Genomic DNA, 19,001 nt, shown 5'->3' with positions numbered 1-19,001 from the left:
CGGCTGGCTGGCGAATATCGGCTGGCTTGCCTGGAGCGGCCATTCTAGTCGGGTGAAGCGTGCTTTTCCACCCAGATATGGCGTGCGACAGCATGTTCCAGGGCAAGTTCCACTTCGTCGGCAAGAATGACGGTCATCGGCTTCTGCTGCAGCACCCGAATCGGCCGGTTTTCGGCCAGGCCGTAGGCAGTCAGTTGCTCGCGCTGAAGCGGGTCGATCTCGTCGCCCAGCGCAACCAGACGGACTTCGCTGCCCGGCGTGATGAAGGCGAGGGGGAGGCGGGCTTCGTGTTTCGGACTCATGGGCTTACCAGACGGCGTGCAGGATGATGTTGAACAGGCCGCCGACAAAAAAGGCGAAGGGGACGATGACGGCGACCATGCCGATGGCGACTTTTGCTCCTTGCTCCTTGACCATCATCATCAGGCTGGCAAAGCAGGGGATGAACAAGGTGATGGTGATCATGCCGACCACGGCCTGGATCGGCGACAAATCGTGGGCCATCGCAAACAGGCCGGTGGCGCCGAAATCGCGGCGCAGGAAGCCCATCACGAAGGCGGCCGAAGCCTCTTTCGGCAGGCCGAGCCAGCCCGATACCAGCGGTTCGCCGGCTTCGATGATGGCCGGCAGGCCGCCGCTCTTGTCCAGCACATACATGATGAAGGTGCCGAGCAGGAAGAGCGGGATGACCTCGAGCAGATACCACTTCAGGCGACCGCCGGTTTTCTTCAGCACATTGCCGATGATCGGCAGGCGCATCGGCGGTAGTTCGGTGACCAGCGGAATGCGCCGGCCGGGAATCAGCTTGGCGGCAAGGAAGCCGGAGAGCAGCAGGATGGCAACCATGGCCAGCGCCCAGACCAGCACGGCGGTAAAGGAAACGCCGCCGAGCATGCCGAGCACGACACCGAGCTGCGCCGAGCAGGGAATGGCCAGGGCGAGCAGGAAGATGGTGATCATCCGTTCGCGCGGGCTGTGCAGGATGCGCGTCGTCAGGGTGGCCATGGTGACGCAGCCCAGCCCCAGCACCATCGGCAGAACGGCGCGGCCGTTGAGGCCGATCAGCGCGAACAGGCGGTTGGCGATCACGGTCAGGCGCGGCAGGTAGCCGGAATCCTCGAGGACGCCGAAGGCAAAGAAGAAGGTGGTGACGATGGGCAGGATCAGCGCCAGCGCGTAGGTCATGCCCATGGTCCATAAACCGTACTGGCCGACCAGCAAATCGGCCAGCCAGGGCAGGTTGACCGTTGCGGTGACGAAATCGGTGAAGGCCGGATTGAGGATGCCTTCGAAAAGGTCCTCCTCAAGCAGGCCGACCAGAGTGGTTGCACCAAAGACGCCGACGAACTGGTAAACCACGTAGAGTACGCCGAGCAGGATGGGGATGCCCCAGACCGGATGGACGACGTACTGGCCGAGGCGCTGCGACAACAGCGGGCTGCTCCTGACGGCGCGCTGGATGACGCTGGCGGCGAGCGCGTCGGCTGCTTCGGTGCGTTCGCGGGCAAGCAGTGTCGGCAGATCGCCGTCGGTATGTTCGGCGGCAGCGCGACAGCGTTGTTCGAGTTCGGCGAAATGTTGGCCGGCGGTTTCCCTGAGCCAGTCGGCAACGGCCGAGTCACCGCCGAGGAAAAGAATGGCCAGGCCGCGGGCGGCCAGTTTCGGGTGCGGGGCAAGGCGCGTGATGGCATCGGCCATGGCGCCGATTTCGGCTTCGAAATCCGCGTCGTAGCGCAACAGGGCTTGCGGCTTGCGGGCATTGGCCAGGCTGCCGGTCAGTTCGCCGATGCCTTCGCCGCCGGTGGCCACGGTGGCGAGGACCGGGATGCCGAGTTCTTCCGCGAGTGCCGTGATATCGACGGTGACACCGCGTGCCGCCGCTTCGTCATGCATGTTGAGCGCCAGCACCATGGGCACGCCGAGTTCGGCGAGCAGGGCGGTCAGGGTCAGCGTGCGGCGCAGGTTCTTGGCATCGCCGACCTGGACGAGACAGCGCGAGCTTTCGTGCAGCAGGGCGCGCATCGTCGCGCGTTCGTCATCGCTGCGCGAGGGCAGGGCGAGGACGCCTGGCGTGTCGAGGAGCACGGCTTCGCGATCGAAACGGGTATTGGCACGGGTGACTTCGACGGTGGTTCCCGGATAGTTGGAAACATTGACGTAGGCACCGGTCAACCGGTGAAAAAGGACCGATTTGCCGACGTTGGGATGGCCGACGAGCAGGATGGCGTTGTTGGCGGTCAAAGAGTTATTCACTTGGGCTGCAGGTGTTCGGGTTGGGGCGTGCGACGCGAGGATTCGCCACTTTACGCCGGAACGCTCACCAGATGAAGAAAACCAGCGTCCATACGGTCGCCATCAGGGCGTTCGGCAGGAGCATGGCAAAAAGAGCGCTGGCACGAGATGGCAGGCTGCTCGGTGCTTGCCGAATCAGACCGAAAGCCAGCCACAGGCTGCCCAGGCAGCCGGCGCTGAGCAGGCTGATGCGGAAGTACGGCAGCCAGCCGAGCCAGAAATGCTCGGCCTTGAGATGGGTCACGGTCAACATCGACAGGCCGAGGATGACGCTGGCGGCGGCGAGTGGCGTCAGGGCAAGGGTGAAGCGTTGCCAGTTCAGGGTCTGAGTCCGCAGCAGCCGGGCGGCAATCGCCGGGCCGACGAGCAGCGCGCTGCCGAGCAGGAAACCGCCACCGAGCAGATAGCCGAGGACCAGTGCGCCGTCGAGCCAGGTGAACATGTCGCTGGCTTCCGGGTAATGCGTCAGCAGCCACCAGGGCACGTCGTTGTCGAGCAGCGCGAAATGGTTGTGCTCGACCAGCCAGTCGGCGGCGGCCAGCTTGATCGCGAGCAGCCAGGGGCTGAGCGTCCACTGGAAGGCGGCGGTGGCGACGCCGAGCACGCCGTAGACGAGGGTCAGCGCATCCGGCGTCCGGGCCGGTGCGTCGAGGTCGAGGACTTCGGCGAAGGGTGAGCGGGCCGAGAAGGTGACGGCATCGCGCTGGCCGGCGCAGCGTCCGCAGCCATGGCATTCGGAGGCGCTGGTCATGCGCCGGACGTCGAGCAGCGGGGCGCAATTGACCGGCTCGAAATCGCCCTGGTAACGATCCCAGGCATCGCGGTCGACCTTGTAATGCACCGGTGCGATCTTGGCCAGCACGGCGAAGACGCCGGAGGCCGGGCACAGGTAGCGGCACCAGATGCGTTTTTCGCGGCCGTAGAGCAGGCCGATGCCGATGGCGGCGATGGTTGAGCCGCCGAGCACCAGCAGCGCCGCCTGCGGATATTCATAGACGCTGACCAGTTGACCGTACACCGTCGTGCAGACGAAGGCGACGAACGGCCAGCCGGTCCATTTCAGCCAGCGTGGCAGCGCCTTGCCCCGGCCGTACTGGCTGACCCATTCGGAAACCGCGCCTTCCGGGCAGAACAGGCCGCACCAGACGCGGCCCATGGTCACCGTGGCGATCATCACGCCCGGCCACCACAGACCCCAGAAGCAGAATTGCGCGAACAGGCGCAGGTTGTCCCAGATATGCGCATCTTCCGGCGGCAGCGGCAAAAAGGCCGGGATGATCACCATCGCCGCGTAGAGCACGACGATGATCCACTGCACGCTGATGATCAGCTTGCGGTGCCTGCGCAGGAAAAGGCCGATTCTGGCGAGTCGACCGCTGGCGGCCGGTTGGTCCGGGGTTGGCCGGCTGGCATGGAAAGCGATGACATGTTCAGCCACGGCCGCTTCTCCGCCAGGCGAAGATGACGACGCCCCAGTAGGTCGCCCAGGCAAGCAGCGAAGTCAGCGCCGGGCGGGCGCGGTAGCCGGAGAAGTCGGCGATCAGCTTGCCGGCCTTGGTGCCGTCGTCGAGCAGGGCCGAGCTGTCCCAGACCGGGTCGAGCAACGGCGGCAGCCAGCCGGCGCCGAGCAGGCGGTCGATGGCCGAAATGAGCAGGGCCGAGGCGAGAACCAGGAGCAGGATCGAGGAGAGGCGCAGCAACAGGCCGATGTTGAGGCGGGCCAGGCTCTTGGCGGCCAGCCAGGCGGTTGCGCCGGCACCGGCAAAACCGGCCAGGGCGCCGAGCAGCAGCGCGCTCAGGTCGCCTTCCTGCGCCATGCCATAGAGGAAGATCACCGTTTCGGCGCCTTCGCGCGCGACCGCCAGTGCGGCGACGACGGCGACGCCGAGATGCCCCGATTTCTCGGCCGCAGCGGCGAGGTCGGCATGCAGCCGGGCCTTCATTTGCCGGCCGTGCTTGTGCATCCACAGGACCATTTGCGTGATCAGGCCGGCAGCGACGAAGAGCGTTGCTGTCTGGAACATGTCGAGGGCTTCGCCGGTCAGTTCGTCCTGTACGGTCAGCAGCGCCCAGCCGAGCAGCATGGCCAGCCCGGCCCCGGCGGCCAGGCCGAGAAAGAGGGCGCGGCGACCCTGGCCGCTGTCGTCGTTGGCTTTCAGCCAGGCGTAGAGGATGCCGGCGATCAGGAAAGCCTCGAGGCTTTCCCGCCAGACCACGAAAAAGGCGTTACCCATGCTGAACTCCGTTGTGTTGTCTTGTTGGCTGATTTACTTGGCGACGATCCGGCCCTGGCCGGTTTCCGGGTGGAAGTCGTCGAAGAACTTGTAGGTGCCGGGTTTCATAGGGTAGAAAACCAGGTTGCGCGTGACGCCGGGGGCGAGCACCAGTTCCTTCTTCAATTCGAGGCTCTCGAATTCCGTGGCGCCCGGCCCCTCGTTTTTCACTTCCAGGCGAAAGCGGGTCAGGGCGGGAACTTCCAGCGTTTCCGGATAGAAACGTCCGTCCTTCATCGTCAGCTTGTACGTGGGCATGTCGTCGGCCAGCGCAGCGGTCGACGCGAGAAAAAGGGCAAAAACCACGGAATGGAGAGCGTGTTTCATCGTGTTTCCTTAATAGGCAATATTGGCGCGCAAGGCGAAGACCTTGACCGACTTGGCATCGGCGTTGCCGCCGCCGTTCGTCACGTACTGGAAGTCGGGCGAGATTTCGAATTGCGGCGACAGGCGGTAGCGGTAGTAGATTTCGGCGACTTTCTCGGCACCCTTGGGCGTGAAGCTGTAGGCCGGCAACAGGTTGTCGTTGTCGTAGTAGGCGGTCGCCGTGCTGTTGCGGTAAGCCTTGCCCGCTTGTAGCCAGGCGCCGGCGATGCCGATGGCGTCGGCGCCGCGACCCCAGTAGCTGCCCGAGAACTCGGCGCCGGCCGTGGCTGCCTGGTTGAACGGCAGCTCGCCATTGACCAGCTTGCCGTAACGGGCAAAGACCCGCATGCCGTCGCCGATGCGTTGGTCGATCGAGGCGCCGATACCGGTGTGCTTGCTGGTCGTGACGCCGTCGAAGTCGACGCCTTCCTTGCGGTTCCAGCCGTAGATGCGGTAATTGCCGCTCAGGCCGCCGAACAGCTTGAGCTCCTTCTCAGCCTGCACCATGACCAGCGGCGAGGTCAGGCTACGCTGGTAATTGGCACCCTTGTCGCCGGCTCCGAACAGGCCGATCGACAGGCGCCAGGGTTGGGTCTTGTCGACGTAGTTCAGGTAGGAAGCGACGAAACCGGGCTGGAAGCCGTTGGCATCGACGCCGACTTCGCCGGCGGCATCGAGCAGCGGGTTATGCACGAAGACGGAGTTGAGGAATTGCTTCGATTCGTCGCCGGCGGCGGCGTTCTGGTCGAAGAAGCCGAAGATGTCCATTTTGCCGAAGGTGAGTTCGAGCGTTTCCCGCGAATAGGGCTTGAAGCCGAGGAAGGGCAGCGGGATCGCTGCCTGGTACCAGGCCTGGCCGAGAATGGTCACCGAGTCGTCCGGGCTGGCGCCGGAAGCGCGGAAGGCCAGCGCATTCGGTGCGCTCGAGAAGAAGCCGAGATTGGAGAATGCGGCATTCAGGCCCAGGCCCTGGCCCATGCGCAGATGGGCGAACAGCTTGTGCTCGATATCGCCGATCGGGGCGAGCGGCAGTTCGACCGAGATGTCGGCGCGGTAGTTGAGCTGGCTGCTGCCGTTCTCGATGCCTTGCGGCAGGCCGCTCGCGTGCTGGCCGACCGTGGCGAGCGCGGCACTGACCTTGATGCCTTCGAGGCCTTCGGCGATCCTGGCCGCCTTCTTCATTTCCAGGGCGTCCTTTTCGACCGCCTTGAGGCGTACCGTCAGTTCCGGCTCGTACTGCGACAGGCGCGGGCTGTCGAGGCCCTTGGTGATTTCCTCGCTTTCACCTTCGAGGGTCTTGACCTTCTTTTCCAGCTCGGCATTGCGTGCTTCGAGCTTTTCCATGCGCTCGAGCAGTTTTTGCAGGGTCGCGCTATCGGGCGCGGCGAGGGCGGGCAGGGCCAGCCCTGCCGCGACCAGCGCGGCAGACAATTGGCTGAGTTTCATGCTTAGTACCCGCCTTTTTTGCCGATGCCGACGTAAGTGAATTCGTATTCGACTTCAAACGGCTTGAACCACGGACGCACGCCGGTGGCGCGGTCGGTGTGGCGGCCGAAGTGGGCGTGCGGGTTGGCCGACGGCGGCAGGATGGTGTACTTCACCTTGTACTTGCCCGGACCGGCGAGCTTGACGTTGTCGCCGTAGTGCGGACCGTCGTTGGCGACCATCGGCATGAAGTCGCCGGCTACCTTGTAGTCGCCGCCGATCTTGGAGACTTCGAACTTGACCATCAGGTAAGGCATCCAGGCGCCTTCCTCGAAGCCGTTCGGGTTGTTGGCCAGGGCGTGGATGTCGGCTTCGAGGTGGATGTCGGAGTCGGTCGCCTTCTTCATCATCCCTTCCGGTTCCATTTCGACCGGTTGCAGATAGACGGCAGCGATTTCCATGCCGGCGCGCTGTTGCGGCACGCCGATCGGGTATTCGAGGGCGAGCGCCGGGGTGGCCAGGGCAGCGGACAGCAGCAGGGCAGAGAGGATGTGTTTCGGGGACAGCATGGCAGGACTCCTGAGTGTCTCTGGCTGGCTGACCATGAAGCTGGCTTCCCGGGGGGGCTGGCTGGCGTTCTGGCTGGCTGGCTTGAGGGATGGTTTGAAATTGCGAAAAAGTAGAACGGGTTTCTGGTGCTATTCGTTTCCGGGCTGCGTGACAAAGCCGATCTTGGTCAGGCCGGCGCGTCTGGCGGCACTCATGGTTTCGGCAACCGACTCGTAACGGGTCGCCTTGTCGGCCTTGAGATGCATTTCGACATTGGTGTCGCGGGCGACGGCCTCACGGAACTTCTGTTCGAGCGTCGACCGGTCGACCGCTTCGGAACCGACAAAAACGGCGTTCTCGGCATTGATCGCTACCTGCAGCGTCAGCGGTTTTTCCGGCGTCGGCATGCTCGAGGCGCGCGGCAATTCGACCTTGACCGAATGCGTCATCAGCGGCGCGGTGATGATGAAGATGATGAGCAGGACGAGCATGACGTCGACCAGCGGCGTCATGTTGATCTCCGCCGTCGGCGCCTGGTGGTTCTGCGCGTTGAAGCTGCCCATGGCCATGATTACGCGACCTCGGCGGCGGCGCGGGCGCGCATCGGGTGGATCTGGGCGCTGTTGGCGACGAAGGGCTTGCCGACCGTGAAGAAGGCATGCAGGTCGTGCGCGAAAGCATCGAGGTCGGCCAGGATGACGCGGTTGGCGCGGGCAAAGGCGTTGTAGGCAAAGACGGCGGGCAGCGCGACGGCGAGGCCGGCGGCGGTCATGATCAGCGCTTCGCCGACCGGGCCGGCGACCTTTTCCAGGGCCGCCTGGCCGGACAGGCCGATCGCGACCAACGCGTGGTAAATGCCCCATACCGTACCGAACAGCCCGACGAAAGGTGCCGTGGCGCCGGTCGTGGCAAGCAGGGTCAGACCGTTTTCCATGCTCGCCTGGGTGCTCGACAGTTGCTGGCGAAGGGCGCGTTCCATCTGTTCGGCCGGGTCGAAGCGCGAGGCGAGGCGGCCGGTGACCGCTTCGCATTCGTGGTTGCAGCAATTGGCCTGTTCGGCGAGCTGGGCGTAGGGGCTCTCGCTACCGGCTTCTCGCAGGCGCTCGATGCCTTCGGCAAAGCTGGTCGCGGTCCAGAACTTGCCGACGGCCTGGGCGGCGCGGCGCACCGTCCACCAGTCCCAGGCTTTGGCCAGGATCAGGTACCAGCTGGCAATCGACATCAGGGCGAGAATGATCGCAACGCTGTGCGAGATGAGGTCGCCGCTCGCCCACAGGTGAGCGAAGCCAAAGGCGTTGGCGGCGGTGTCAGGGAGGGTTTCCTGCATGTTATTGCTCCAATTTGAAAATAATGGGGACCAGGACCCAGCTCTGAATGGCGGTATCGCCACGCTTGGCCGGTATGAATTTCCAGTTGCGCACGGTCTTCTGGGCTGCTTCGTCGAGGCGCGGGCTGCCCGATGAGGTCTTGATCTCGACACTGTCGGCGCTACCCTGCGGATTGACCGAGACGCGCAGGATGACCTTGCCTTCCTCACCCATGCGACGAGCCAGTGCCGGGTAGGGAGGGGCCGGATTTTTCAGGTAGTCGGCGTCGAAGCGGGCTGCACTGCTTGCTTCGGCAGCAGGGGCTGCGGCTGCTGCGGGGCGTGCTTCGGCTGGCGCAGCGGCGGGAGCACTGGCGAGCGGGATCGTGCTGTTTGTTGTCTCGATGCTTGGCGTTGGTGTTCTGGGTGCCGGTGTTGCTGCTGCCTGTTGTTTGGCTGGCTGCGGTTTGGCCATCGGCAGCGGCTTTGCGACCGGCGTCTTTTCCGCTTCCGGTGCCGGCAACATGTCGACCACCATCGGCATTTCCATGATCTGCGGCACGATCGTCTTGGCCGCCAGAATCAGCAAAAAGATGCCGGCATGCAGGCCGACGACGATGCCAAGCAGGCTGCTGCGCTGAAAGGAAGAAGGGCGGGATAAGACGTAACTCATGGCGTTTTTCAGGTTGAGCCAGTCGCCTTTCGGGAAAAAACCCTTGGCTCGCTGGCATTGGGCTTGCTGGCTGCGGGAAGGAGAGGCTTACAACGGAGAGGCTTATTTGGTCAGGATCAACTTGTTTTCGCGAGTCACCCGCAGCAGGTAGCGCTGCCCGGCATGCTCGATTTCGACCGTGTTGTTGCCGCGCAGGATCTGCTCGCTTTCGAGGCGTGGGCGGGCGTCGTTGCTTTCGGCCTGGGGCGGGGAGAGTGGAGTCTTGGGCTGGGTGTTCATCGTGGTTCCGAATGCAAACGAGAATGGATCTTATTATTCTGTAATTGAGAATCAATGTCAACAACTTGTCCATGATCCCGGTGTGGTTTTGTGGCTTTGTGGCTTTAGCGCAGCGTGATCGATTCAGTGGGTGTGCAGGCGGCGCTGACGATGCGCCCGAAGCTGGCCAGGCCGGGCTCCTGGAGAAAAACGCATTGCGTTCCGTTTTCTCGACATTCTTCGCGCAACTGTCCGTAGCGCAGGCCGCTGGTATTGCCGGCCTGGCAGACGACGAGATCGGCGAGTGCCAGATCGGCGGCGATGCCCTGCAGGTTTTCAAGCTGTTCGGCTTGGTGTTGCAGAAAGCGACCGCCGCGGCCTTCGACGATTCGCCGGTAGGCATCGACTGCGCTGCGCTGTCCGCCGATGCAGAGAACGCATTTGCCGGCCAGGGGGGCTCCTTCAGTATCTGCGGCAGGCTCCACTGTCTGGCCCGGCTGGCAAGGGAGTTGTCGTTGGGTGCTCAGATAGCGCCGTTGCCAGTGCTCGGCCGCTGATTCCTGTTCGGCCAGACGCGCGCACAAGGCGCTGGCCCGGGCTTCGGCGTCGGTGGCGCGACGGGCCAGCGACTGCCGTTCCCTGAGATCGGGCAGGTCTTGTTGCAGGGTGTGCAACTGCCCGGCCAGTCTGGCTGCTGCTGTTTCATGGCCGGCCAGTTCCGCGCGCAATTCTGCGACGCGTTGGGCGAGTCGGCTGGTTTCGCGCGATTTTTCGGCCCGTTGTGCCTCTGTCTCGGCTTGGGCGGTGCGCAATTGCCGGCGCAGTTGTGCGTTGTCGCGCAACAGGGCGTTCAGGGTCAGTATTTCGGTCGGCAATCCGCTCCGGTCGACCTCTCTTGAAGAGGTTTTTTGCCGCGGCGGTTGGCGTGGTTTCTCGGAGGGCGCAGTGTCGCCTGCGGCAAGCGTAATCTGGGTGGGGCTGGCAACTTCGGGCATGTTGGCTCCTGGCGAGAAAGTCGCTGGCTGGCCGGGCTCCCGGTTGGCTGGCTGTTACGGATGAGGTCGCTTATTGCTGGCCAGGGACTCTGGCTTCGTCGCGCTCGCGATAAAGGCGTTCGCATTCGGCATGGGCTGCGCAGATGGTTTTTTCAAGAAACCAGACGCGCTGTGCCGTTGTGTTCAAGTAATCGTTGGCTTCGCTGAGTTCGAGCAGTTTGCGCCCCAGTTCAATGATGACCTGGCCGGATTCGAAGGCTTCCAGGCGTTTGTTCTGGTAGGCGTTGAGCTCGGCGAGCCGGTTGATTTCGTTGAGTTGAGCGACAATCTGGCGAGCCGCCAGGCTGGCATTGCGACGCTGGCTGCGCCGGGCGTGGCGCAGGGCGAGTCGAAGGGATTCGTTGTCTGACTCAAGGTGCTGCAAATACTGGCGGTCGGCCGCTGTCAGGTAGCTCAGGTCGGTCTGGGGGCCGGCCTGGTCGCGTTCAAGCAGGGCGCGGTTTTTAAGCGGTGCAAGCATGAGAACCTCTCTTTTCTGGCTCGGGCGGTGGTGGGTGTGAGATGCTGGTTGGTAAAAACCGAGACGGCGGTTGGCGGGTCATTCATGGATGAAGTGCCGGTCGCGCAGCTCATTTAAGTTGTTGATAACGATTCTCATCATAGGCGCGTTGTTTTTTGATGTAAACAAGAATTATTGTTATTGATGCGAATTGGGTTTTCTTGAGTTGCTGGCAGGCCGGGCCTGTTCGCGTAGACAACAAAAAAGCCACGGCATGGGCCGTGGCTTTTTAATGGGGCGTTTGTGGATCAGTAGGCGCCGGGTTTTTTCTTGAACTTGCTGCGGTCACCGTCGAACTTGCGCTCACCGTCGAACTTGCGTTCGCCGCTGAAGCCGCCATCCGTACGCCCTTCATCCTGGCGCAGATTGATCGGCACGCCGCGCACGCGGGTGCGCTTCAATGCGTTGGATGCTTCGGCGGGCATGCCGGCCGGCAGTTCAACGGTGCTCGACTCGTCGTACAGTGCGATGCGGCCGATGAAGCGGCTTTCGATACCGGCTTCGTTGGCGATGGCGCCGACGATGTCCTTGACCTGGACGCCATGGTCGCGACCCACATCGATGCGGTAACGCACCATGTCGCCGCTCGGTGCCGAGCGGGCCGGGCGTTCTTCGCGGCGCGGGCGCTCGCCGCGATCCTCGAAGCGTGGCTTGTCGCCACGGTCTTCAAAGCGCGGACGGTCACCTTGCGGACGCGGCGCACGGTCGCGCTCGCCAAAGCTGCCCGGGCGCGGACGGCTGTCACGGCTGTCGAAGGAAGGGGCCGGGGCCGGACGCGGATCTTCACCAGCGATCTGCAAGGGCTTGCCTTCCTGGGCCATCATGGCCAGTGCGGCAGCAACTTCTTCGGCGCCGACATTCTGCTCTTCGGCGATCTGCGAGACGATGTTGGCGAAGAAATCGAGGCCTTCGGCGTTGAGCACTTCAACGACCTTTTGCTTGAAGTCGGTAACGCGCTTGTTGGTGACATCGGCGCGGCTCGGCAACGTCAGCGGTGCGATCGGCGAACGGGTGGCGCGCTCGATCGTGCGCAGCATGCGGATTTCACGCGGGGCGACGAACAGGATGGCGTTGCCGGTGCGGCCGGCACGGCCGGTACGGCCAATGCGGTGCACATAGGCTTCGGTGTCGTACGGGATGTCGTAGTTCACGACGTGGCTGACGCGCGGCACGTCGATGCCGCGGGCGGCAACGTCGGTAGCGATGACGATGTCCAGGGCGCCGGACTTCAATTGCTCGATGACGCGTTCGCGCATCTGCTGGTTGAGGTCGCCGTTCAGGGCGGCAGCGGCATAACCGCGGGCGGAGAGCTTGTCAGCCAGTTCGACGGTGGCCGTCTTGGTGCGCACGAAGATGATGGCGGCGTCGAAGTCTTCTTCAACTTCGAGGATGCGGGTCAGGGCATCCAGCTTGTGCATGCCGGAAACCTGCCAGTACACCTGACGGATGGCGGCGACGGTGGCAGTGGCCGACTTGATCTTGATTTCGCGCGGTTCGACCAGGTATTTCTGGGCAACGCGGCGAATCTGTTCCGGCATGGTGGCCGAGAACAGTGCAGTCTGGTGCTTTTCCGGGGTGCGTTCGAGAATCCATTCGACGTCGTCGATGAAGCCCATGCGCAGCATTTCGTCGGCTTCGTCGAGAACCATGGTCTTCAGGTTGTCGAGGTTGAGCGTCTTGCGCTCGAGGTGGTCCATGACGCGACCCGGCGTGCCGACGATGACGTGGGCGCCGCGCGACAGTTGCTTGAGCTGGATGGTGTAGCTTTGACCACCGTAGATCGGCAGGACGTGGAAGCCGGGCAGGTTCTTGGCGTAGCTTTGCAGCGCCTCGGCAACCTGGATGGCCAGTTCGCGCGTCGGCGTCAGGATCAGGGCTTGCGGCTTCATCAACTTGACGTCGATCTGTTCCATCAGCGGCAGGGCGAAGGCAGCGGTCTTGCCGGTGCCGGTCTGGGCCATGCCGATCAGGTCGTGACCTTCGAGCAGGATGGGGATGCACTGGGCCTGGATGGGCGACGGGGTTTCGTAGCCGATTTCGATCAGTGTCTGGAGTAGCGTGGGGCTTAAGCCGAGATCGGCAAAGCTTTCAGCGGGTGATGTCATGCTGTTTCCTTTCGACGCCGCTGCTTGCTTTTATTGGCTTGCGGCGTGTATGCCCGATGGTCGGGCGGCCTGAGTTCCCCTGACGCAGCTATGCCTAGGGGGCGATTCAATGGTGCGACCTGTAAGTGAACTGCAAACGAGGGATGAAGCTGTAGCTGCTCGGGGGCCCTGCGGGCAATGGATCAACGCATTGATATTATTAGTTTACTCTATTTTTGCCCGCTCGGAAATGGCTAGTTTCCATAGTCGACCGCTAATTGCCTATTTGAGCGCTTCGGCGCATCATTTCGGGCAACATAAAAATAACTTTCCGGCGATTTCGTTGCCGCAGGGAAGAACCGAGGGAAAAGCACCATTTTTGCAATTGCAAGGAAGTTGACCGTTGCTGGAGGCTTTCGGCCGGTGTCACTGCGGTGGCGCTTGTGGGTGCTTGCCTTCTTGCCCCTGCTGGCGGTGCCGGTGCTGGGGGGTATCCTGCTGGTGTTCGGCAATGCCTATTTCGATCGCTTTCTGACCCACAAGGTAGTCGGGGATCTGGCGATGGCGCACAGTCTTCTTGAGCACGTCGAGGTCGATGCGCTGACCATGACGCGCAGTCTGGCTGACTCGCGAAGGATGCGGCGTCTGGTGCGGGCCGAGGCGACCGATGTCGGGCTGGACGAAGTGCTGGCTTCGCGCCAGGAAAATGTCGGTTTCGATTTTCTTGCCATTCTTGATACCCAGGGCAAGGTACTTGCTGCCGGTGATGGTTCCGCGGCCGGCAAGCCCTATGCCAATCTCAGTGTCTTGCGTCATGTCGAGCGCGAGGGCTCGGCTGATGTGGGCCTGGAGGTTCTGTCGGCCGAGCAGCTTGCCATGCTTTCTGCCGATTTGCCGGGCCGGGCGCATCTCGATTTGCTGGCGACGCCGATGGCGGCGCCAAGTGAGCGCAAGGATGAAGCGCGCGGTGTGGTGCTGGTCGCTGCAGCGCCGATGCGTGACGAGTCCGGGAAAATCATTGCGACCGTGGTTGGCGGCAGGTTGTTGAACCGCAGCGAAACATTCGTCGATGAATTGACCGAAACGATTACGGCGGGTGGCTTGCGCCAGCTCGGGGTGCGTGGCACGGTGACGCTGTTCCTGGGCGATGTCCGGATTTCGACCAGTGTGCGCCAAGCGAATGGCGAACGCGCGGTTGGAACCCGTGTCTCGCAGCAGGTCAAGGAGGCCGTCTTTGATCGGGGCGAAACCTGGGTGCAGCGGGCTTTCGTGGTCGATCACTGGGCGCTCACCGCGTACGAGCCGCTCCTCGATTTTTCCGGCCAGCGGGTCGGGATGCTTTATGTCGGCATTCCGGATGCGCCTTTTGAGTCGTTCCGCTGGTGGGCGTTGGGCATCCTGCTGACTTCCCTGATTGTCGTCTCGGCTTTGGCGACCTGGATTTCATGGCGTCTGGCGCGCAGTGTCCTGAATCCGCTTGGACGGATCGAACAGGCCATGCGCGCCGTCGGTGCCGGCAATGCCGATGCACGGATCGGCCTGTTGCCGGGTGACGATGAATTGGCGCGGCTTGCCCAGCTTTTCGACAGCCTGCTCGATACGATAGGCGAGCAGACCGCGGCGCTGCGTCACTGGGCCGAAGATCTCGATCAGAAGGTTGGGCAACGCACCCGCGATCTGGCGGATGCCAACGATGCGCTGGCGTTGGCGCGCGACGTCGCCGAGCAGGCCAGTCGTTCGAAAAGCGCCTTTCTCGCCAACATGAGTCACGAGATCCGGACGCCGATGAATGCCATCGTCGGGTTGACCCATCTGTTGCAGAAAGAGTTGACTGATGCCGCCCAGGTCGAGCGTTTGCGCAAGATCAGCGATGCCGCTCATCATCTGCTGTCGGTAATCAACGATATTCTCGATATTTCCAAGATCGAGGCCGGCCATCTGCATCTTGAATACAGCAGCTTCGAGATGCAAAAGGTGTTTGCGTCGGTTGCCGGCATGGTGGTCGAGCGCGCCAGCGCCAAGGGGCTGGAACTGGTCTGTGATCTGGCGCCTGCGCTGGCGGGCGTATTTCAGGGAGACCAGTTGCGTCTGGGGCAGATCCTGATCAATTTTGCCGGCAATGCCGTGAAGTTCACCGAGCGTGGTTCGATTGTCCTGCGAGGCGACGTGGTCGAAGAGATTGGCGATCAGGTCCTGGCTCGCTTCGAGGTGCGCGATACCGGCATCGGGATCGATCCTGCTGCCATCCCGCGCCTTTTTTCCGCCTTCGAGCAGGCCGACAGTTCGACCACGCGCAAGTACGGCGGTACCGGCCTGGGGCTGGCGATCAGTCGGCGTCTGGTGGCCATGATGGGCGGGGAGATCGGCGTCGACAGCACGCCTGGCAAGGGCTGCGTGTTCTGGTTTACCGCCCGGCTCGGGCATGCCGCCGACGGGCAGGTGGTGCAATTGCCGCTGGCTTCACTGGCCGGCAAGCGGGTGCTGGTGGTCGATGATCATGCCGAGGCGCGTCAGGTGTTGAGCGACTTGCTGCAGCGGATGGCGTTGCGGGTTGCCCAGGCGGACGGCGGTGAGCAGGCTTTGCTGATGATCGACGAAGCGGATCGCTCGGGTGATCCGTTTTTCACCGTGCTTTTCGACTGGCGCATGCCCGGCATGGATGGCATTGCTGCGGCGCAGGCGCTCGCCCGCCTGCCGCTGCGCCATCGTCCGGCGCATCTGCTGGTGACCGCCTACGACAACCAGCTCGATGGTGAGCGCTGGAAGGAGGCCGGTTTCCAGGCTGTGCTTGCCAAACCGGTTTCGGCTAGCGTGCTTTACGAGAGCCTGCGCCATCTTGCCGGGAGCGGCTTGTCACCGCATGCCTGCGAGGAGGGTGAGGTCGAGCGACGCTTGGTCGCCGGGCACGCCGGCCAGCGCGTGCTGGTGGTTGAGGACAACGAAATCAATCGCGAGGTGGCGATCGAGTTGCTGGCGAGTGTCAATCTGGCGTTTGAGGTTGCGGCCGATGGCGCCCAGGCGGTCGACATCGTCCAGAAGCAACATTTCGACCTGATCCTGATGGATATGCAGATGCCGGTGATGGACGGTCTGGAAGCAACGCGGCGCATTCGCCTGCTGCCCGGCTATGCGTCGGTGCCTATCCTGGCGCTGACTGCCAATGCCTTCGGTGAGGATGTCGAAGTCTGTTTCGCGGCGGGCATGAATGCGCACGTCGCCAAGCCGGTCAATCCGGATCTGCTGTTTGCCGCGCTGCTGCAGTGGCTGCCGCCGCGTTAAGGGCGGGCGGCGAGTAGTGCGCTCAATTCTTCTGAACTGAAGCCGGCGGCGAGGCGTGCCGCTTCGTTGAGCGGTGCCTGTGGCCAGGGCGCTTCCAGATCGGTCAACAGTTGCCGATAGGTGATTTCCGGTTCGAGGCCGCGTTCCTGGCAAAGATGGCGGAACCACTGGTCGCCGAGGCCGACGTGGCCGATTTCGTCGCGCAGGATGGTGTCGAGCAGGCGGGCCGATGTCTCGTCGCCGGCCGCTTCCAGCTTGCGCTGGATGGGCGGTGTCGCATCCAGGCCGCGCGCCTCGAGCAGGCGCGGCACCAGCGCCATGCGGGCGAGGACGTCGCCGGTGGTCTTTTCGGCCATGTGCCAGAGCCCGGCGTGTGCCGGAAAGTCGCCGTAGTCATGGCCGAGTTCGCGCAGGCGCTGGCGCAGCAGATTGAAATGCCCGGCTTCTTCGGCGGCGACGCCGATCCAGTCGGCGTAATACTGCTGCGGCAGGCCGCGGAAGCGGGCGGCATGATCGAGCGCCAGATTGATCGCCGTGAATTCGATATGCACGATGGCGTGCAGCAGGCGGGCGCGGCCTTCCGGGCTTTTCGTGTTGCGCTGCGGGGCGCGCAGCGGCGGCACCAGTTCCGGCCGGGCCGGTCGGCCGCAAGTGAGTTCGACCGGGCCGGCATCCTGCCAGTCGAGGCGGCCGGCCTGCCAGTCGGCGGCGAGCTGTACGGTCAACGCGATTTTTTCGTCGATTTCCGTCGCGGCCAGCGCCGTGGCCAGCGCGGCATACAAGGAAGTGCTCATGGTGCCGGGTTGGTGTAGCGCAGGTGGATGGCGTCGATTTCGGCGAGCAGTTCGGCGGAAATGGGCGTCTGCGTCGCCGGCAGGGTTTCCTTCAACTGCTCCAGCGACGAGGCGCCGATGATGGTGCTGGCGACGAACCAGCGCGAGCGCACGAAGCCGAGCGCCAGCTGCGTCGGCGTCAGGCCGTGGCGATGGGCCAGTTCGGCGTAGGCGGTGACGGCAGGGATGACGTTCGGCTTGGTGTAGCGCTGGCCAAAAGCCGGCCATTGCGTGAGTCGACCGCTGGCTGCCGGATTGTCCAGGTATTTGCCGCTCAGATGGCCGAAGGCGAGTGGCGAATAGGCGAGCAGGCCGACCTGTTCGCGGTGGCAAACCTCGGTCAGGCCGGTTTCGAAGACGCGGTTCATCAAGTGGTAGGCGTTTTGCGTCGCGACGATGTGCGGCAGGCCGAGTTCGTCGGCGAGCCGGGTGAATTGCATGATGCCCCACGGATGTTCGTTGGAAACGCCGATCTGGCGGATCTTGCCTTCGCGGACCAGTTCGCCGAGCGCTTCGAGCTGTTCGCGGATCGGCGTGGCGCCGCGTTCGCCGGCCGGGTCGAACTGCCACTGGCCGAACATTGGCTGGTTGCGCTCCGGCCAGTGCAGTTGGTAGAGGTCGATGTAATCGGTCTGCAGGCGGCGCAGCGAGCCTTCGATGGCGGCGCGGATGTTGGCGCGGTCGAGGGCGAGCGGACCGTTGCGGATCCAGCTCATGCTGCGCGCCGGGCCGGCCACCTTGGTGGCGACGATCACTTTGTCGCGCGGCTGCCGGGCCAGCCAGCGGCCGACGATTTCTTCCGAGGCGCCACTGGTTTCCGGGCGGGCCGGCACGGCATACATTTCGGCGGTATCAATGAAATTGACGCCGGCGGCCAGCGCGTAGTCGAGCTGGGCGTGCGCATCGGCCTCGCTGGTCTGCTCGCCGAAGGTCATCGTGCCGAGGCAGACGTCGGGAACGTGCAGGTCGCTGCGGCCGAGGGGGCGGGTGGTAAACGGGGGCATGATCATTCTCCGGAAAATGGCACGAAAATCAGGGTTGACCGCAGAGCACGCCGTAGATCAGGACATGGCGCTGCAAAACCGGGTCGTAGCTGGCCGGAACGATGGCCAGATGATGCTCGACGTGGTTCGGGCAGTTGGCGAGTACCCAGGCGGTGGCCGCAGCGTGGGCGGTGGCGAAACTGGTGAACAGCGCCTGCAATTCGGGATTGCGTACGGGCAGGAAATGGCCGCTGGCGCGGTCGAGCAGGGTGTCGGTGTCGAGGCGCTGCACGGCGTAACCGTCGGCTGGTCGCGGCAGCGGTAGCGCCGAGAGTTCGAAGTGGTCGCCGAAGGCATCGGCAGGCAGTGTGTTGCAAATCATGCCGCATTTTAGCGGCAAGCCTGCTGCAAATGCGCTGTTGCCCTCGGGTTGGCTGGTGCCGCGTGCTAGAATGCCGGCCTGTAATAATTACTTAACAGGACTGTCATGTTCGGACGGCTGATGCCCAAAGAGGGCAAGTATTTCGATCTATTCAATGCCCATGCGGATCTGATCGTGCAGGGCGGCAAGGCACTTTCCGGTCTGATCGACGCTCTGGTTGAAGTGCCGGAACAAGCAGGAAAGCACGCTGAAGACATCGACAGCATCGAGCGTCAGGCCGATGAAATCACGCACAGCACGCTGGCCCAGCTGCATACTTCGTTCATCACCCCGTTTGATCGCGACGAGATTCACCAGCTGATCAATGGCATGGATGACATTCTCGACATCATCCAGGACGTCGCCGAGTCGGTTTCCCTGTATGACGTACATAGCGTTCCGCCCGAGGCGCGTCTGCTGGCCGGTGTGACCGAGCAGTGCTGCAGCCGTGTGCAGGCGGTCGTCAAACTGCTGCACAGCATGGACAACGCGCCGGAAATCCTGCGTATCTGTCACGAAATCGACCATCTTGAGTCGGACGCCGACCGCATGCTGCGCGAGGCCATGTCCAAGCTCTTCCGCGAGGAGCCGGATGTGCGTCAGGTTGTCAAGCTCAAGGAAATCTACGAAATCCTTGAATCGGTCAGTGATCGTTGCAAGGACGTTGCCGGCACGATTGAGGCCATCGTTCTCGAAAACTCCTGA

19 protein-coding genes are annotated in these 19,001 nt (G+C 63.3%); 2 read left to right on the top strand and 17 right to left on the bottom strand.

Annotated features, from left to right (window positions below; genetic code table 11):
• Positions 1-44 precede the first annotated feature (44 nt).
• The 14 genes from KIG99_RS04725 to KIG99_RS04660 form a co-directional block, all read right to left on the bottom strand.
• Positions 45-302, bottom strand: a complete 258-nt coding sequence (locus tag KIG99_RS04725) for a ferrous iron transport protein A (RefSeq protein ID WP_226459092.1) — start codon at positions 300-302, stop codon at positions 45-47.
• A 4-nt stretch (positions 303-306) separates the two neighbouring features.
• Positions 307-2,253, bottom strand: coding sequence for a ferrous iron transport protein B (gene feoB, locus KIG99_RS04720; RefSeq protein WP_226459091.1), 1,947 nt, complete (start codon positions 2,251-2,253; stop codon positions 307-309).
• A 64-nt stretch (positions 2,254-2,317) separates the two neighbouring features.
• Positions 2,318-3,730 carry a 4Fe-4S binding protein gene (locus KIG99_RS04715; RefSeq protein ID WP_226459090.1) on the bottom strand — a complete coding sequence of 471 codons (1,413 nt, stop codon included), beginning with the start codon at positions 3,728-3,730 and terminating at the stop codon, positions 2,318-2,320.
• Positions 3,723-4,526, bottom strand: a complete 804-nt coding sequence (locus tag KIG99_RS04710; RefSeq protein ID WP_226459089.1) for an FTR1 family iron permease — start codon at positions 4,524-4,526, stop codon at positions 3,723-3,725. The genes KIG99_RS04715 and KIG99_RS04710 overlap by 8 nt, the downstream gene beginning before the upstream one ends.
• 33 nt (positions 4,527-4,559) lie before the next feature.
• Entirely contained in the window at positions 4,560-4,892 is a 333-nt protein-coding gene (locus KIG99_RS04705; protein ID WP_226459088.1) for a cupredoxin domain-containing protein, read from the bottom strand.
• A gap of 9 nt (positions 4,893-4,901) precedes the next feature.
• The gene (locus tag KIG99_RS04700; protein ID WP_226459087.1) at positions 4,902-6,377 is read right to left on the bottom strand and encodes a carbohydrate porin; all 1,476 of its coding nucleotides are present in this window, start codon (positions 6,375-6,377) and stop codon (positions 4,902-4,904) included.
• 2 nt (positions 6,378-6,379) lie between these two features.
• Positions 6,380-6,925, bottom strand: coding sequence for an iron transporter (locus KIG99_RS04695; RefSeq protein WP_226440835.1), 546 nt, complete (start codon positions 6,923-6,925; stop codon positions 6,380-6,382).
• Positions 6,926-7,054: 129 nt separating this feature from the next.
• Entirely contained in the window at positions 7,055-7,474 is a 420-nt protein-coding gene (locus KIG99_RS04690) for an ExbD/TolR family protein (RefSeq protein ID WP_226459086.1), read from the bottom strand.
• A 2-nt stretch (positions 7,475-7,476) separates the two neighbouring features.
• A complete protein-coding gene (locus tag KIG99_RS20745; RefSeq protein WP_319002357.1) occupies positions 7,477-8,232 on the bottom strand; it encodes a MotA/TolQ/ExbB proton channel family protein in 756 nt (251 codons plus the stop codon).
• A 1-nt stretch (position 8,233) separates the two neighbouring features.
• On the bottom strand, positions 8,234-8,884 hold the full coding sequence (locus tag KIG99_RS04680; protein ID WP_226459085.1) for an energy transducer TonB: 651 nt from the start codon (positions 8,882-8,884) through the stop codon (positions 8,234-8,236).
• A 102-nt stretch (positions 8,885-8,986) separates the two neighbouring features.
• A complete protein-coding gene (hemP, locus tag KIG99_RS04675) occupies positions 8,987-9,163 on the bottom strand; it encodes a hemin uptake protein HemP (RefSeq protein WP_226459084.1) in 177 nt (58 codons plus the stop codon).
• A 104-nt stretch (positions 9,164-9,267) separates the two neighbouring features.
• Positions 9,268-10,137 (bottom strand): DUF2325 domain-containing protein, encoded by an 870-nt coding sequence (locus KIG99_RS04670; RefSeq protein ID WP_226459083.1) that lies wholly within the window; start codon positions 10,135-10,137, stop codon positions 9,268-9,270.
• A 70-nt stretch (positions 10,138-10,207) separates the two neighbouring features.
• Positions 10,208-10,657 (bottom strand): hypothetical protein, encoded by a 450-nt coding sequence (locus KIG99_RS04665; protein WP_226459082.1) that lies wholly within the window; start codon positions 10,655-10,657, stop codon positions 10,208-10,210.
• Positions 10,658-10,944: 287 nt separating this feature from the next.
• The gene (locus KIG99_RS04660; RefSeq protein ID WP_226459081.1) at positions 10,945-12,801 is read right to left on the bottom strand and encodes a DEAD/DEAH box helicase; all 1,857 of its coding nucleotides are present in this window, start codon (positions 12,799-12,801) and stop codon (positions 10,945-10,947) included.
• Positions 12,802-13,203: 402 nt separating this feature from the next.
• Between KIG99_RS04660 and KIG99_RS04655 the strand changes: the two genes are divergently transcribed.
• The gene (locus KIG99_RS04655) at positions 13,204-16,059 is read left to right on the top strand and encodes a response regulator (protein ID WP_226459080.1); all 2,856 of its coding nucleotides are present in this window, start codon (positions 13,204-13,206) and stop codon (positions 16,057-16,059) included.
• Here KIG99_RS04655 and KIG99_RS04650 read toward each other — a convergent pair.
• From KIG99_RS04650 to KIG99_RS04640, 3 genes are read right to left on the bottom strand one after another with little or no spacing between them, the layout of a single operon-like run.
• Positions 16,056-16,853 carry a ferritin-like domain-containing protein gene (locus KIG99_RS04650; RefSeq protein ID WP_226459079.1) on the bottom strand — a complete coding sequence of 266 codons (798 nt, stop codon included), beginning with the start codon at positions 16,851-16,853 and terminating at the stop codon, positions 16,056-16,058. The two genes, KIG99_RS04655 and KIG99_RS04650, sit on opposite strands and share 4 nt — an antisense overlap.
• Positions 16,850-17,896 carry an aldo/keto reductase gene (locus KIG99_RS04645; RefSeq protein WP_226459078.1) on the bottom strand — a complete coding sequence of 349 codons (1,047 nt, stop codon included), beginning with the start codon at positions 17,894-17,896 and terminating at the stop codon, positions 16,850-16,852. Before KIG99_RS04645 ends, KIG99_RS04650 begins: the two co-directional genes overlap by 4 nt.
• A 28-nt stretch (positions 17,897-17,924) precedes the next feature.
• Entirely contained in the window at positions 17,925-18,257 is a 333-nt protein-coding gene (locus tag KIG99_RS04640) for a hypothetical protein (protein ID WP_226459077.1), read from the bottom strand.
• A gap of 105 nt (positions 18,258-18,362) precedes the next feature.
• Here KIG99_RS04640 and KIG99_RS04635 point away from each other — a divergent pair, with 105 nt between their 5' ends.
• A complete protein-coding gene (locus KIG99_RS04635; RefSeq protein ID WP_226459076.1) occupies positions 18,363-19,001 on the top strand; it encodes a DUF47 domain-containing protein in 639 nt (212 codons plus the stop codon).

The sequence above is a fragment of the Quatrionicoccus australiensis genome (assembly GCF_020510425.1).
In the GTDB taxonomy this organism is placed as follows: Bacteria; Pseudomonadota; Gammaproteobacteria; order Burkholderiales; family Rhodocyclaceae; genus Azonexus; species Azonexus australiensis_A.
This window is presented reverse-complemented; position numbering and strand designations above follow the sequence as displayed.